The organism is Psychrobacter sp. CX16, assembly GCF_057396245.1.
Window position 1 is genome coordinate 151031 of sequence record NZ_JBXYJF010000003.1, and the last position, 15888, is coordinate 166918.

The window sequence follows — 15888 nt, forward strand, 5'->3', positions numbered from 1 at the left end:
CTTGGGCTTTCTTGTTTGTAATAAGACAGACAGAGAGAACAAATTAGCTGTCTAGCCAAAGCTTCAAAGGCAACGTCGGCAAGTAGGGGACAGGTTCTACTTGCGTATTAATGGCTTCGATAACTAACACCCCTTTGGCAATTAACAAGATAGTCCAAGGCAAGATTTGATGCTCAAGCTTTTGTACGCGCTTTTGCAGGTCGGTCGCAGATTCGTTTTTATCAACACTTAGCATAGCCTGTGTCAATACTTGACCGGCATCAAGCTCTGCGGTTACCACATGCACACTACAGCCATGATGACAGTCATCTGACTCTAATACACGCTGATGTGTATCGAGGCCTTTGTACTTAGGCAACAAAGATGGATGCAAATTAATCATAGGTGCAGGAGCAGCATTGATAAAATCAGCACTAAGCACACGCATAAAGCCGGCAAGTACGATTAAATCAGGCTGCCATTCATTTAGCTGAGCGCTGGCATGACGTTCAAACGTCTTTATCCCCATACGCTTGCCAGCATTCTCGCCCTCAGTAATGTGAGAGAACACTGCTGTATTAATATCCGCTTGCTGTGCACGCGTTACCGCATAGGCTTCTTTGACATTGCTAATAATGCCCACAATCTCAATTGGCAAGCTACCAGCCTGCATGGCATCAATCAAGACTTGCAGATTGCTGCCACTGCCAGAGACCAAGACCGCGACTTTCAAAGCTTTGGTAGATGAGTCTAATAACATATTAAGCGTACACCACAGCAGTATCAGCACGAGTGATGATTTTGCCTAGTTTAAAGGCTGTTTCACCCGCATCATTTAAGATATCCACAGCTTGTTCCGCTACGTCTGCTGGTACAACGACCACAAAGCCAACACCGCAGTTAAAGGTACGGTACATCTCTGATTGCTCGATATTACCGTGCTTTTGTAACCAGTTAAATAGCTCTGGCATCTCCCAGCTATTAGTGTCAATTTTTGCTGCAAGTGTTTCTGGTAATACGCGTGGTAAGTTTTCAGTGAAGCCGCCGCCAGTGATATGTGACATGGCGTGTAGTTTGCCATTACCAATCTGTTTTTGTAGCGCTTGAATGGCTTTTACATAAATCTTAGTCGGTGCCATTAGCGCATCAGCAATAGGCTTGCCATCTAAGGTTTCATCAGAGTTAGCAATATCAACGCCGCTGACTTCGATAACTTTACGAATAAGTGAGTAGCCATTTGAGTGCGCGCCACTTGAAGTAATACCTATCAGTACATCACCCTCAGCAACGTTTTCACCCGTGATAACTTCTGCTTCTTCAACCACGCCCACGCAGAAGCCCGCTAAATCATAGTCGTCATCTTGATACATACCAGGCATCTCAGCAGTCTCACCGCCGATTAGCGCACAGTTTGATTGTTTGCAACCTTCACCAATACCAGTGACCACATCTGCTGCGGTATCGACATCAAGCTTACCTGTGGCATAGTAATCTAGGAAGAATAAAGGCTCTGCACCGCACACAAGCAGATCGTTCACACACATAGCGACTAAGTCGATACCAATGGTGTCATGACGATTTAATTGTAGGGCAAGCTTCAGCTTAGTACCTACGCCGTCAGTACCTGATACCAATAGTGGTGACTCATAGCCTTTCGGGATACGGCATAGGGCACCGAAGCCGCCAAGACCGCCAACAACTTCAGAGCGGGTAGTGGCTTTGGCAACGGATTTAATGCGCTGTACTAGGGCATCACCTGCATCGATATCGACGCCCGCATCTTTGTAGCTCAAAGACGTGGTATTGGCTTTGGTGGTTGAATTAGTAGAAGCATTAGAATTTGGATGGCTCATGGTAGCAGCAGACCTTATAAGCAAATGTGTGGGGTATGACACATTGGAGTATTTAAATAACGATAGCGGCAAACTTAAGATTAATAACCAGCGAGTTAAAGGATTTTAGCCTCTACATGATTACTAAAATAAAGCTGCCAAAAAATGTTGCTAAGTATGGCGGGTAATTATAGCATCTTAGCGAACAAAAATTGTGTGTTGGCATTATACGCAAAAACACATAGTGCGCAAAATGAAACGTGGATTTATTATGCTTAAAAACAAAAAATGACTAAAATTTAGTTAAGCTTTACTCTAATAAACCGTATCATAGTTACAACTATGAGATAAATTTAAGTAACTATTAAATTCAACAGTCATTAATGATTAGAGTTTAATTAATCGTTAATTTGAGTCTGATTTAAACGACCGTTGACTTGAACCGTTATTAAACTGGATAACGAACAAGTCACTAGATCTATTAAACAGTTTACTATTAGCTCGGTGGCCCATCTTATCTATATCAATATCAATATCAAGCTATATATTTAGCGATAATGTATCTAGAGTGTAGAGGGCGTTTGTTAATGATTCATTGCATAACGAAAAGTGTTTCGTTGTGACTTCAATAAAGAGAATAAATATGCAGGTTGCAAATATAGATCCTTTCTTCAAACGACTGGCTATCGTGGTAGCCATGGTGGTGTTTTTATATTTAATTTATTTATTAATTCCCGTCATTATCCCGTTTGTTTGTGCTTTTATTTTGGCATATTTATTCAATCCACTTGTCACTAGAATGTCGCGATATGTTCCGCGCTGGCTGTCGATTATTGTTGTTTACGCTGTGATTTGTGTGGGATTGGGTGTCTTATTATGGTGGCTTATTCCAATGCTTTGGCTTCAGCTGCAAGCAGGCTGGGAGTATGCGCCTAGAATGGTGCAGTGGTACAATGAGGAAGTACGTACTTGGATCAATCAGTTTAGCCGCTTTAATTTACCACCACTTGATAGCCAAATCGTCTCTAATACATTCATTGAGTACTTAAATGAGAACTACAATGTCGAGGATGCACAATCTCTAGCCGTTCAGGTGCTAAGCTCAGGCATGACAGTTATTAATAATGCAGGGCTTGTGGTATTGGTGCCTATTTTGACCTTCTACTTCTTATTCAATTGGGATGAGCGCTTAAGAACGTGGCGTCAAGCACTACCTGCAGCCAGTGCAGATAAGATTGTTGAGATTGCTCATGACTGTGATGAAGCGCTTATGGCGTTTATCAAAGGACAGCTACTTGTGATGATCTTGCTTGGTGTGGTGTATGCGGTACAGCTACAGCTTATTGGCTTAGAGCTTGGCTTGATTATCGGTATGGTCGCAGGTGTTGCAAGCTTTGTACCTTATCTAGGCTTCGGTATTGGCTTTATTGCTGCCATTATTGCGGGTCTATTCCAATTTGGCCTTGATTGGCTACAGTTAGGCTTAATCGTCGGTGCCTTTTTGGTTGGTCAGGCTGTTGAAGGATATGTTCTTCAGCCATTATTGCTTGGCGATAAGATTGGTTTATCCCCATTGTGGGTTATCTTCTCTGTGTTGGCAGGTGCCGCCTTAATGGGCTTTGTGGGTATGTTAATTGCTCTGCCGGTATCCGCTATTTTGAATGTGCTGTTCCACCACGCTTTTGAAGCCTATAAAAAGACAGAGTTTTATAAAGGCAGAAAACAGTACCGTTTATTTAGATAAGCATCTTTTTAATAAAAGGTTTATGACAGCGTATCGCAATAACCACTATGGCTACCACGAGGGTAGCCATTCATTAAAATGACATTTAAGACTGGGCAATAGCCAAACTAACGACAGCGTTTAATGCGTTATTTTATTGATAACATGCTTGACTTAATAAAGCATTGCCCACTAATGACATATTATTGTTATCAAAATTGTGGTATAAATATGCGTTATGAAGAGATATATCGAGCCGAGATACTAGCCTGATGACAAATCAATTAAGTTTAAATCTGGAAGTTAAGAGAGATGCTAGCCTGAGCGATTTTTCGGGGCCAGGCTGGTCGACTTTAATCGATGCTGTACGTCAACTACATATTGGCTTAATTGGTCAAATGTATATCTACGGTAGTGCAGCAACTGGAAAAACCCATCTTTTATCTGCCATATGCGAATCGTATATGGAGATGGGTAAAACGGCCATTTGTTTGTCTTTAAAAGAACTGATTAGCACTGATGTCGGGGTGCTTGCCTCATTAGAAAGCTTTGATTTGGTAGCCATTGATGATTTGGAAGCTATTCGTAATAGACGCGACTGGCAAGAAGCTATTTTCCATCTAATTAATCGTAGCCGTGAAGGACAGGGGCAGCTTATTTTTGCCGCCAAAACACCGGCGGCAAATCTGCCTTTTGAGCTGCCAGATTTATTAACTCGCTTGATTCAGTCGCCTGCATTTCGAGTACCAGAAGGTCATGATATTGCCGATAGAAAGGCCATGCTTGAATCGGTGATGCGCCGTAGAGGGTGGCAGTTTGACTCTCGAATTACTGAGCATTTACTTAATGAAGGGCCGCACCGTATTGGCGGTATGTTAGATGTGCTACAGGCAATTCAGCCGCTATTCTCTAATCTTAATCGCGCTCATGTGTCAAAAGCGATTATTAGTGAAGCCATTGCTATGATTGATGAACACACATTAATGGCGGAGCTTGAAGACATTCATCAAGAAGCGCAGAAAGATTATTTATCGAAGTCCGAGGAGAATGGGACGTATCGCGATAATATGAGTTTTAACTTTTAATATTGTTCTTCAATGCATACCTTATTCATTTTAGACTAACTTTTGATTTATCTATATAATTTAAATTTAATCCAAAATTTATTAATAAGTAAGTTATTTAACCACGCCATATAAACGAATTACTCAAATATTATTGGAACCTAAGGTCTTTGATTATGATAAACCACTCAAACAAAAGTATATTTAGACAATTAACAGTATTTTGTAGTATTAGCTTGCTAACGGCCGCTGTAGCGCATGCTGAAGTTAGTTTGAAAGTGGACGAAAATATTAAAGTTACCGCTATAAATGGCCAAACTTTTAATTCAAGCCCGTTTCAAGCCTTTAAAAAGGACTTTACATTGCAGCCTGGTAAACATGTCATAACGGCTAAATATGATCGGTTATATGATCTGCGCCATGATGAGCATGACTATCTTCACTCAGCGAATGTCACTGTAACAGCAGACATGCAGGACAATCAAACCTATCGTTTGACCATGCCAGGGCAACCTGAGAAGTATGAAGAGGCTAAGGAGTATGCTAAAGCACCAACATTAGCGGTTGTAAAAGGCTCGAATGTTATCGCTGAAGCTCAGGGTTCAGATAGCAGTGGTGGTTTATTCTCAGGTATTACCTCAATCTTCGGTGGAGGTGATGCTCAGGCTGATAATCAAAGAGCGATTGCAGCGATTAACTCACAGCCATCAACTACGACTGTCAGTAATAACCGCACTGTTTCAGCACCTGTTGCTGCCGTATCTAACCCCGCCCGTAGCAATAGCAATAATGCGCCAGCCAACGCCAATACGTTAGACAATTTTATGCAGCTTTGGTTACAAGCATCACCTCAAGAGCGTGAAAAGATTCGTCAGTGGGTTGACCAATAAATTACTATTGTCGAATAGTGCTTAGCTAAACTAGTTTTAAGTACTAAGTTTAGACAACAAAAGCCCCTATTAGCCTTAAGTTAGAAGAGGTTAATAGGGGCTTTTTTTATTTTCAGAATTTGTTTGTCTTACGCTATTTTTTGTAACTATATTGTTAATTTTAACCAGTTTGTAATAAAAATTATCTAACCTAATCAAATGGTTACATGGGTTTTTAGAATCTTTCACTATGTAACCAAGGTGAATAAGGGCAAAGTTCTAGGGTAATGATATTCATAACGGTGGACTTTAAGTAAATAGCAAGCCATGAAAGTAAATAGCAAGCCGTGAGCCATATAGCATAACATCTCTATTATTGAATCATCATTACGCTATAGCCTTCATATTTATAGACCACGTTTATAACTTAAGGGGTGAGCTTATTATGAATACGATTCAAAAAGTAGCAACAAAAGAGACGCAAGGGCAAGGGACGTTGGTTAAGCAGAGTATTAAGAGCGCTCGGCAAGTTACGGTTAGCTTAGGTATTTTAAGCCTGAGCCTTTCGGTATCAGCGCTTGCTGCGACATCTACAGAGGCTAATAAACTTGAGCGTCTCACCCATGGCAATTATTTAGAAGGTATGGTAACGCCTTCTAAGATTTTAGAAACAGACTTTAACAACCCTGCAAATAATTCCATTTTACTGACAAAAAATAACAACACCGTCGGGCCGGTAGCGGCTTATGCTGTAATGCCAAACTCGGGCACCAAAATCGAGACTTATCCACAAACACCAAAGCTAAATCCTAAGCTGCCTATTATTAAAGTGACGCACGGCTCAGACCATCTTAAAGCCAATGTGCTTAATCCAAACCCTGTGTGTAATGCGTTAGAAGATCGCCGTACGGTGGTTTACCGAGTGACTGATAACTGGCTACCTGTGGGCACCGTGTCTACTTACAATCAAACCAACGGCGACATTCCGCTCACACAGACCACAGCAAAAACACAGACGATTAATATCTCTGTTAATGGCAGCCAAACAGAAACAACCAGTATTAATTTAGGTGGTAATATTTCTGGTGGTTCGAATGGTACGACCGGTACTGGTAGCACGGGGATTGCGTATTCGTTGGCGCGTCAAATAGGCGGGCAAGCTTCTTATTCCCTGTCTTGGAATGTGGGTCAAAATATCGGTCCTTATAACGTGCCAGCCGGTTATACCGGTGAAGCGAGTTACGGTTTCCGTGCAGTGAATATGACAGGTACACAGCAGCATTGTCTGTTAAACGGCACTTGGTCGACGCCAACTGCATGGCGCGCCTTTGTACCTATCAAAAATGAAGTGCGTGTCAGCATGTATAGCAACCCAGCTGACTCAGTGGACACCTCCGCGCCAGATTGGAGCTTTGTGGCACCCACGCCTAAGCCTGCCGAAAATGTGGATATGAACGCACCATTATTGGCACAGGAGCTAGACTTACAGCCTTATATGACTGTATCTGGCATGAAAGCAAAAGGTTTTGCAGGTTCTACTGCGCTACATGTCAAAAACGTGGGTTTAAAAGATTATTATGGTGAATTCCCTGTGGTTAGCTTCTTAGTTGAGGTTAAAACCGCCAGTGGTCCTGAAGGGGTAGACCGCGTTATCACCCCGTCATGGTTTAAGGGTGCTTATGTACAAGATTTAGGTTTTGACAAAGAAAGCTCAACCCGCTCGTTCTTGGTAACTTTATCAAACCCAATTAACGTTGGTGATGATGTTACTGTCGCTGCTTTTAGCTTTAATGATGGCTTAACCAAACTTGGTAGAATTGAGAACTACATCAAAGTCTCTCAGGTTGGCCGTGTGGCTGGGGATGAGAGCTACTATAATGACTTATATGTTGACTCTAGAGCCACAACCTTGAATGACTTTGGTAACCCAATCGAAGGTGTTTTCTAAGGAGATGTTTTCTAAAAGCTTATTTCTTAGGATTGGTTATTCAAAAGCATTGAATTTAGATATGTAAGCTAAAGAGACAGTCAATCATAAGTCGTAAAAGAAAAGCGTTCTTATACTCGATAATTGGGTATAAGGACGTTTTTTGTGTGAGTTTGGTGGTGCTCTAGTTTTACCCCATTTGTTTTGTTACTATTATGACAAGCGCATCATTTAAGATTGCGTGTGGTATGATTGATATTAATAAATAAACAAAAATAAGGATGAACAGATGGCACATTTACGTCTAGGTGATGATGCACCGAACTTTGATGCACCAACCACAGAAGGTGATATTAATTTTTACGATTGGGCAGGCGACAATTGGGTTGTTTTCTTTTCACATCCAGCTGACTTTACACCAGTATGTACCACTGAGCTTGGCCGTGCAGCCGCATTAAACGGTGAGTTTCAAAAGCGCGGTGTGAAGCCAATTTGTATCTCTGTTGATAATGTCGAAGATCACAAAGCATGGTCAAACGACATCGGTGAGACGCAAGGCACGCCAATGAACTTTCCAATTATTGGTGATGAAAACAAAAAAGTCGCTGAACTCTACGATATGATTCACCCAAATGCGGCAACAACGCACACAGTACGTAGCGTATTTATTATCGATCCAAAAAAGAAAGTTCGTTTGATTCTAACGTATCCTGCAAGCGTGGGTCGTAACTTTGATGAAATCCTTCGTGCAATTGATGCTCTACAGTTAACAGATGAGTATAACGTTGCAACGCCTGTTGACTGGAAAGAGGGCGATGATGTTATCATTCCACCAAGTATTAAGACAGAAGATATCTCAGAAAAAGATTATCCAAAAGGCTTTACTGAAATTAAACCTTACTTACGCACCACGCCTGCACCAAACAAATAATGCCTCAGCGCTGTGTCTAATTTAGAATTGACGCCGCATGCTAATTGATTGGTTTGATGCAAAAAGTCTCACTGTATGATTACTGTGAGGCTTTTTTGTGCGCGTTCTAACAAGTGGTAATATAGCAATATAGTGTTATAAAAATTAGCAGTAGTGGTTAACTAAAATAAGCGATAATTATAGGTAATAACAAAGTGGAAAGCGGTAAATAGATCAAAAGGAGCTTGTAATGAAAAAATTATACCTAACACGAAAGGCGCCAAACCCTCGTAAAGTAGTGCTATTGATGCAGGTGAAAGGCATTAATATTGACGACATCGATGATATTGATGTCATTGATATTGATATGGCAAAAGGTGAGCATCTAACCGAAGCGTTTACCAAGATAAACCCATTACAGTTGCTGCCTGTTTTGGTATTAGATGATGGCACTGTATTAAATGATTCACAGGCTATTTGTGAGTATCTGGACCGCGTCTATGGAGAGCGCTCAATTATGGGCAATGATGTGGTGCAGCGTGCGCAAGTTGCATCTTTGCGCCGTACAGCTGAATTTGAAGTGTTATATAACTTTATGTTGGCCTTTCAGCACACTCATCCGTCCAAAGCGCACCGCATTGACCAAGTGCCGGAAATGGGAGCAAAGTCTGTACAGCGTGCGATTAAAGCGTTGCCGTATTTCGACAATATTTTGCAGCAAAAAGAATACTTGTTAGGCGATCAGCTGACCTATGCTGATATTGTGCTATATATTGGACTAGATTTTGGTCGTTTATTAAAATTTGATCCGACCTCGCATGGTAAGGGTATTGCACGCTTCTATAAACAGATGGACGAGCAATTTGGTTTCAAAAAGAAATAAACAGCAAAGACGCTAGAAAATAAAATTATTATCAATAATTTGATGTTATTTATAATAATCACTGTTAGCGGGTAAGTTAGTCTTTAGGCCCACTAACGGTCATTTTAGGAGGAAATATGTTTAAACCTTTGTCTTTAGCAGCCCTTGCAACGACTCTTGTGATGACAGGCTGTCAAAGTACGCAAACTCATACCGAAGCCAAGTCAACACAACCTTCTGTGCAGCGTGGTGCAAAAACGGTGATAAATATTAAACAATCTCAGCTATCTGATTATAATTGGCAATTGATGCAAGCGACAGATAAACAGAATAAACCTATTAAATCATTAAATAGCTTTAAAGATGATGTTTACATCAAATTTAGCACGCAAAAAGAGGGGAATGCAATTAGCTTTAGTGCGGGTTGTAACTCAATGGGTGCAGGATACACACTGGATTCAAATGTGATGAAAGTGGGGCAAATCATGAGTACCGCAATGCTATGCCTAGATGAAGAGTTAAGTGATGCAGAAAATCAGTTAGTGAATTCTATGAGCGGTATTAGTACCCTTAGCCACACAGTTGGTGATAAGCCGATTCTTAAACAAGTTAATGAAAACGGCAATACCTTGGTATGGCAGGGTGTACAAACGCCTGAAGCACGATATGGGCAAAGAGGCGATACCGTTTATTGGGAGATTGATAATGAACAGCAGATGTGCCCAGACGGCAGCGCTCAAACTTGCCTAAGAGTACGCCCTGTTTATTATGATGGCAAAGGCATTAAAAAGGGTTTCGGTGATTGGGAGTTATTCGTTGGTGAGATTGAAGGATATACTCATGACAGTCGCTTAGAGCAGATAGTACGCCTTAAACGCTTTGTTGTTGACCCTGCTGATGTCAAAGGTAAGCAGTTCGTATATGTATTTGATATGGCAGTAGAAAGCGGTGTGGTTGAAGATAAGTAATCTCGAAGGTTAAGTCTATTGAAGTCCAATGAGACTCTCTTAACTATTTAAAAAGGTAGAGCTTAAAAAGGCAGAGCGCGTAGATAGGCACCTGCCTTTTTTTAAAATTTCTGTTTAACGCTACGCTAATTGTGAATCGAAACTATTTTAAATTGTTTAAGTCCTCTTCGCTAAGACGCCAACGTCCTTTTTTCTTTGATGTGCCGCGGCCACGTAAGGCACTATTCATCACCAGTTTGTTCATAGAATGACTAGAATGCGCATGACAGATAGCACAGGCTAGACCATCCGCAGCATCTTGTTGTGGCATCACATCGAGTTTTAGAATTCGGCAAACCATTTCTTGAACCTGGTTTTTATCCGCGGCACCATAGCCACAAACGGCCTGTTTGATTTGCCTAGCTGTATATTCTGATACTTCCAAATCTAGAGCAACTAAAGCGGCAATGGCGGCGCCTCGCGCTTGACCGAGCTTTAATGCAGAATCGGGATTTTCTGCCATAAATACCTGTTCAACACCGGCGTAAATGGGTTCTTCTGCATATTTTAGATGATACTGCGTAATACGAGTGATGCCATTAAAGATGCGCTTTAAACGTTCCGGCATCTCTTTGGTTTCTGTACGTATGGTGCCTGCATCGAGATAGCGTAAGGTGTCACCTTTTTGATGAATAATGCCATAACCTGTCATTCTTGAGCCGGGATCGATACCAATAATTATTGCCATAGTGCTCTGTGTTGCCTTATTTATAAATTTCTAGTAGTCAGTCAATCAATCTGTCTGTCTATACCGCTTTGAGCCTCTTTAAAAAGTCTATATATTTACGGTAGGTAGAATCTGTGGTTTCGCTTATAATAGCGCTAAATTTGGCTGCGGGTCTGAATCAATTACAAAGTTGGTTTAAGATTTGATAGTATAGCAAGCCATCCCCATATACATAATACAAATCGAATTTAACACTTTATTATTAAATTTATTATCAAATCAAAATAGGATGACACATTATGGGTCAAATAGTTGGCATTGCCATCGTATGGTTTATTATTGAGATGTTGCTGTGGTATTTAGTTGCCCAGTTTATCAGCGGTTGGTGGGTATTTTTCTGGTTTATCGCCGCTGCTGTCATCGGTCTCACCTTGATACGCCGTGGTATGACAACGCTTAATCCTATGGCTCAACAGATGAAAGCCGGTGGGATGATGAATCCAGCGATGCGTCCACCTGAGAATCAAATTATTAAAACGATTGGTATGGCAGTGGGTGGCTTATTGCTATTAATTCCTGGTCTGCTGTCTGATTTATTAGCTTTGTTGGTCATATTACCTCCGGTACAAAAGAAGCTAAAATCTCTAGCCAATGACTATGTGATGAATAATCAGCAGAAAATGATGGAGATGATGTCTAAACAAATGGGCGGTCAAAGTCCATTTGGGGGTATGGGCGGCGCTGGCGGGCAAAACCCGTTTGGTGGTAACAATCCGTTCGGCTCTCGAAGTCCATTTGGCGGCAAACCAGGTTCAGACAGCGGTAATCCATTTGGTAATGTGTTTAAACAAAACACCACGGTTGATGGGTCAGCTAAGCCTGTAATAAAAGACGTTAAGAAGCTTAAAAAGCCGGCCAATGACGAATAAGATACAAGTCAAACAATTGGCACAAAAAAGCTCTTTTACTACATTAGTAAAAGAGCTTTTTATTGGGGGGTAAGTAATCACATAAAAACTGCCTAGTTTTACAACGATATCGTTTTATGCCATCAGGCCAGTATGATTTACGATTATAGATTACTAAAATAAGAACCGAAGTGCCGCTGTAAGATGGGGACCCATGAACCGTGAAGTTCAGGGCGGATGCGTCACTGTCTCTTAAGGTTTCCTGAGTCACTGCAAGCAGTGCAGGCATACACAATAAAACAGTAGATAGCACATCCATTTAGTGCATTATCGGCTCAGGGAATAACATCTACTGGCGAACACTTCAGAGTCTAAATATTCTATATAAAATAAAAGACAGATGCAAACCTAATAGTGGCGACTTTGTAATGCTAAGTAAATATCGGTGAGCTGTTAATACAAATTTGAAGCAATAAAATTGTCAATATATTGCCCAATATTTTAAAAGCTGGTCTAACTTAGAAGACTCTTCGTCAAAAATTCTCCTACATGTTGCCTAAAAAACAGCCTCCGCCAGTTCCACATTTGAATGTTCAACAGACCTTTATTAAATCATCTGTCGAAGTGTGCTCAATAGATAGGTTTTATACTCAAACAAATCTTAAATTAAAGATAAATGGGCTTGTGTGGTACAATTAGGCAAATAAATTTTAAGTGAGCGATGCCCAGTTTAAGCATCGTTATTTACGAAGAGTATTAAGCAATTTAGCAAAATAACTGGAGAGAGAATAAATGGTAGCAGTAGATACGAACAAAAAGATTCCACACGTGCTAATGATTCTAGATGGTTTTGGGTATCGTGAGGATGAACGCGATAACGCAGTCGCTGCTGCCAATACGCCAAATTTAGACCGTATTAATAAAATGTATCCACATGGTCTAGTGTCTGGTTCAGGTGAAGACGTGGGTTTACCAGATGGTCAGTTCGGTAACTCAGAAGTGGGTCACATGAACCTTGGCGCTGGCCGTGTGCTTTTTCAAGATTCAACACGTATTTCACGTGATATCAAAAACCGTGATTTTTATAAGAACCTTGCCATCGTTGATGCCTTAAATGCAGCGAAAGAGGCGGGCGGTAATGTGCATATTATGGGCTTATTGTCTGACGGCGGCGTACATGCGCATCAAGACCATATCGAAGCCATGTGTCATGCCGCAGTGGTTCACGGTGCGAAAAACGTCTATGTGCATTGCTTCTTAGATGGCCGTGATACACCGCCCAAATCTGCAGATAAATATATCAAACGTCTGCGTGATTATCTAAATAACTTAAACGCTCACTACGAAACCAAAGTACAGATTGTTAGCATCATTGGTCGCTACTATGCGATGGATAGAGACAATCGTTGGGACCGTGTTCAAAAAGCTTATGACCTAATGACCTTAGGTAAAGCAGAGCGTATGGCAACCCGTGCAGATGGTGCAGTACAAGCTGCTTATAAATCTCGTGAGACCGATGAGTTTGTGAACCCAACCACGGTCATTGAACATGGTGAGACGCCTATTACCATTGATGACAATGATGCCGTTATCTTTATGAATTTCCGTGCAGACAGAGCGCGTGAGCTTAGCCAAGCGTTTATTCTGCCAGATCATGAGTTCTCAGGCTTTGCTCGCAAAAAGCAGCCATTATTATCGGCCTTTGTAATGATGACTCATTATTCTGATGAGTTAGCGGCTAACCCTAAAACATTTGTGGCCTATGCGCCGACTGCTTTGCAAAATACGTTGGGCGAGTATCTGCAAAACAATGATAAAACTCAGCTTAGAATTGCAGAGACAGAGAAGTTTGCACATGTGACCTTCTTCTTTAGCGGTGGTCGGGAAGATGAATACAAAGGTGAATCTCGTATCTTGATTCCATCTCCTGATGTTGACACCTATGATTTAAAGCCGGAGATGAGCGCACCTGAAGTGACCAAAAACTTGGTCGAGGCGATTGGTTCTGGCAAGTATGATGTGCTAATCGTAAACTATGCTAACGGTGATATGGTCGGTCACACCGGTAATTTTGATGCGGCAGTTAAAGCGGTTGAGGTATTAGATACCGCGGTTGGTGAAGTCGCTGACGCGGTTATTAAAGCAGGTGGTCATATGCTGATTACAGCGGATCATGGTAACTGTGAGCAGATGCAAGACTATGATAGCGGCCAAGTACATACTCAGCATACCACTGAGCAGGTGCCGCTTATCTATGTTGGCGATAAGAAAGTATCGGTACGTGAGGGCGGTAAGTTAAGTGATGTTGCACCGACCATTCTTAGCTTAATGGGTCTTCCTGTACCTAAAGAGATGACGGGTGTTGACTTGCTGCAAGCTCAGTAACTATCGCTTTAATCTTAAATTATTTCAATCTAGGTAGAGTCCATCATGAGTCGTTATCATTCTCTTCATAGTCTGGTGTCTGGAAACAAGGGCTCTACTGCGTCTGAAAATAAGGCGTTGATCTCTTACATGGCTACAAGTCAGCCAACGTCTATTACCGGTCTGGCTCGTTTTAATAAAGCATTAGGCTTAGTATGCCTAGTGGGATTGTCTAGCATTTCGCAAGCCGCCTTGCCGGTGTCAATGAATATCAAACAAACAATGGCGAATAGCAATCTTTCATCCTCCAATCCTCGTTCGGGACTGATAGCAGGTAGTTTTGATAGTCATGTGCCAGAATGTGTTGATGATTGTGATGATATCGATGCCGTCGCTAATGAAGATGCTATTGAAGAGATTGACGAGGGTGCCATCCTTGAGAGTAGCGATACCAATATTGATAACATTGATAATGAAATAGATGACAGCGACCTTGATAACAGCTCAGGCAATCTGGATATCAGACATGTTCCTTTAAACGCTATTTCTCCTGAAACGATTGAGACTTTTGTCGAAGTCATTGATGTGGTTCGTCACGACTTTGTGCGACCTGTCAATGATGAGGCTTTATTTCAGAACGCTATCACCGGCATGCTCGAAAAGCTAGACAGTCATGCAGAATACCTCACGCCAGAGAACTATGAAAACTTACGTAGTTTTACGGATGGGGAGATTGGTCAAGTTGGCATCACGGTTGACTTTGATAATTCGATAGATGAGTGGGTAGTGGATAGCGTGGCACCCCAATCTTCTGCTAATAAGGCGGGTATTAAAGTCGGTGAACGTCTGCTACGTATTAAGCGTGCTGAGCTGACTCCTGATATGCAGCCTCAAGATATCGAGCAACTGTTATCGGGCATTGCAGGTTCACAAGTGCAAGTAACCGTCGCAACTCGACGTGGTCTTAAGCGTAATGTGATGTTGCAGCGAAATCTATCGACTAATAATAAGCTGGATGTTCAGGTACAAAACAGCATCGCTATTGTACGGCTACCAGTGTTCCAAAATGGCTCAAAAGATCAGCTAATTAAGGCGCTGAAAGAAACTGGTGAACCGATTACCGGTGTTGTTCTTGATGTTAGAAACAATCCTGGTGGTGTGCTGTCTTCAGCCATTGATATCGCCAGTTTGTTTATTGCCGATAAAGGACTTATTCAGGTTAGAAACCGAACCAATAGCAGTCAAGTGATTAACCCTAATGGCACCCCTTATTTATCAGATCTACCGGTAGTGATATTGCAAAATCGCTATTCTGCATCAGCAGCAGAAGTGCTTGCGACAAGCCTCAAGAGTAATAATCGTGCGAAGGTACTCGGTGAGAAAAGCTTTGGTAAGGGCACTGTTCAAGAGGTGATTCCGCTTAAATCAGGCGGTGCAATAAAGCTGACAGTGGCCGAATATCGAAGTGCTCAAGGTGAGCCTATTGATGGCGTTGGGGTGATACCTAATGTGGTCTTCGCCCATAACGGTGAAGATTGGCAGCAAAAGGCAGTGAGTATTTTGTTAAAACAAGATCGCCCAATCGGTATTAAATTTGATGACGAACTTAATGGCATCTCAGTTATTGATGACTATTAATGATTTAAAGGTTAGGGCGTGTGGAACATTCGCAAATTAGCACTGCTGATAGCTAAAATTGTTTCAGACTAGGCGTAAACCGTAGTTAATGTCTAGACCTTGACTAGGTTTGCAACAACGTCTGGGGCGATTTTAGCA

13 protein-coding genes and 1 other RNA gene are annotated in these 15888 nt (G+C 41.6%); 10 read left to right on the forward strand and 4 right to left on the reverse strand.

The window, feature by feature from the left end:
- Positions 1-43 precede the first annotated feature (43 nt).
- Together purN and purM are read right to left on the reverse strand one after the other, a co-directional pair.
- Positions 44-739 (reverse strand): phosphoribosylglycinamide formyltransferase, encoded by a 696-nt coding sequence (purN, locus tag AC2SLM_RS02185; protein ID WP_486551709.1) that lies wholly within the window; start codon positions 737-739, stop codon positions 44-46.
- Position 740: 1 nt separating this feature from the next.
- Positions 741-1832 (reverse strand): phosphoribosylformylglycinamidine cyclo-ligase, encoded by a 1092-nt coding sequence (gene purM, locus AC2SLM_RS02190; RefSeq protein ID WP_486541389.1) that lies wholly within the window; start codon positions 1830-1832, stop codon positions 741-743.
- Positions 1833-2454: 622 nt separating this feature from the next.
- Between purM and AC2SLM_RS02195 the strand changes: the two genes are divergently transcribed.
- From AC2SLM_RS02195 to AC2SLM_RS02225, 7 genes are all read left to right on the forward strand, one after another.
- A complete protein-coding gene (locus tag AC2SLM_RS02195; protein ID WP_486551710.1) occupies positions 2455-3555 on the forward strand; it encodes an AI-2E family transporter in 1101 nt (366 codons plus the stop codon).
- A gap of 251 nt (positions 3556-3806) precedes the next feature.
- Complete coding sequence (hda, locus tag AC2SLM_RS02200) at positions 3807-4619, forward strand: DnaA regulatory inactivator Hda (RefSeq protein WP_486541385.1); 813 nt, start codon at positions 3807-3809, stop codon at positions 4617-4619.
- Positions 4620-4774: 155 nt separating this feature from the next.
- Positions 4775-5488, forward strand: a complete 714-nt coding sequence (locus tag AC2SLM_RS02205) for a DUF2057 family protein (RefSeq protein WP_486551712.1) — start codon at positions 4775-4777, stop codon at positions 5486-5488.
- A gap of 424 nt (positions 5489-5912) precedes the next feature.
- Positions 5913-7415, forward strand: coding sequence for a hypothetical protein (locus tag AC2SLM_RS02210; protein ID WP_486551713.1), 1503 nt, complete (start codon positions 5913-5915; stop codon positions 7413-7415).
- A gap of 268 nt (positions 7416-7683) precedes the next feature.
- Complete coding sequence (locus AC2SLM_RS02215; RefSeq protein ID WP_486541379.1) at positions 7684-8325, forward strand: peroxiredoxin; 642 nt, start codon at positions 7684-7686, stop codon at positions 8323-8325.
- 229 nt (positions 8326-8554) lie between these two features.
- On the forward strand, positions 8555-9187 hold the full coding sequence (locus AC2SLM_RS02220; protein ID WP_486551714.1) for a glutathione S-transferase family protein: 633 nt from the start codon (positions 8555-8557) through the stop codon (positions 9185-9187).
- A 116-nt stretch (positions 9188-9303) separates the two neighbouring features.
- A complete protein-coding gene (locus tag AC2SLM_RS02225) occupies positions 9304-10134 on the forward strand; it encodes an META domain-containing protein (RefSeq protein ID WP_486551715.1) in 831 nt (276 codons plus the stop codon).
- A gap of 142 nt (positions 10135-10276) precedes the next feature.
- On the opposite strand, the gene ruvC is transcribed toward AC2SLM_RS02225, so the two are convergent.
- Positions 10277-10861, reverse strand: a complete 585-nt coding sequence (gene ruvC / locus AC2SLM_RS02230; RefSeq protein ID WP_486541373.1) for a crossover junction endodeoxyribonuclease RuvC — start codon at positions 10859-10861, stop codon at positions 10277-10279.
- 278 nt (positions 10862-11139) lie between these two features.
- Between ruvC and AC2SLM_RS02235 the strand changes: the two genes are divergently transcribed.
- Entirely contained in the window at positions 11140-11769 is a 630-nt protein-coding gene (locus AC2SLM_RS02235; protein ID WP_486551716.1) for an FxsA family protein, read from the forward strand.
- Between the two features lie 158 nt (positions 11770-11927).
- Here the strand turns inward: AC2SLM_RS02235 and ssrS are convergent.
- Positions 11928-12122, reverse strand: a non-coding RNA gene (gene ssrS, locus AC2SLM_RS02240) — 6S RNA.
- Between the two features lie 418 nt (positions 12123-12540).
- Here ssrS and gpmI point away from each other — a divergent pair.
- Together gpmI and AC2SLM_RS02250 are read left to right on the forward strand one after the other, a co-directional pair.
- A complete protein-coding gene (gene gpmI / locus AC2SLM_RS02245; RefSeq protein WP_486551718.1) occupies positions 12541-14133 on the forward strand; it encodes a 2,3-bisphosphoglycerate-independent phosphoglycerate mutase in 1593 nt (530 codons plus the stop codon).
- A 129-nt stretch (positions 14134-14262) separates the two neighbouring features.
- Positions 14263-15750 carry a S41 family peptidase gene (locus tag AC2SLM_RS02250; protein WP_486541367.1) on the forward strand — a complete coding sequence of 496 codons (1488 nt, stop codon included), beginning with the start codon at positions 14263-14265 and terminating at the stop codon, positions 15748-15750.
- Positions 15751-15888: the final 138 nt, after the last annotated feature.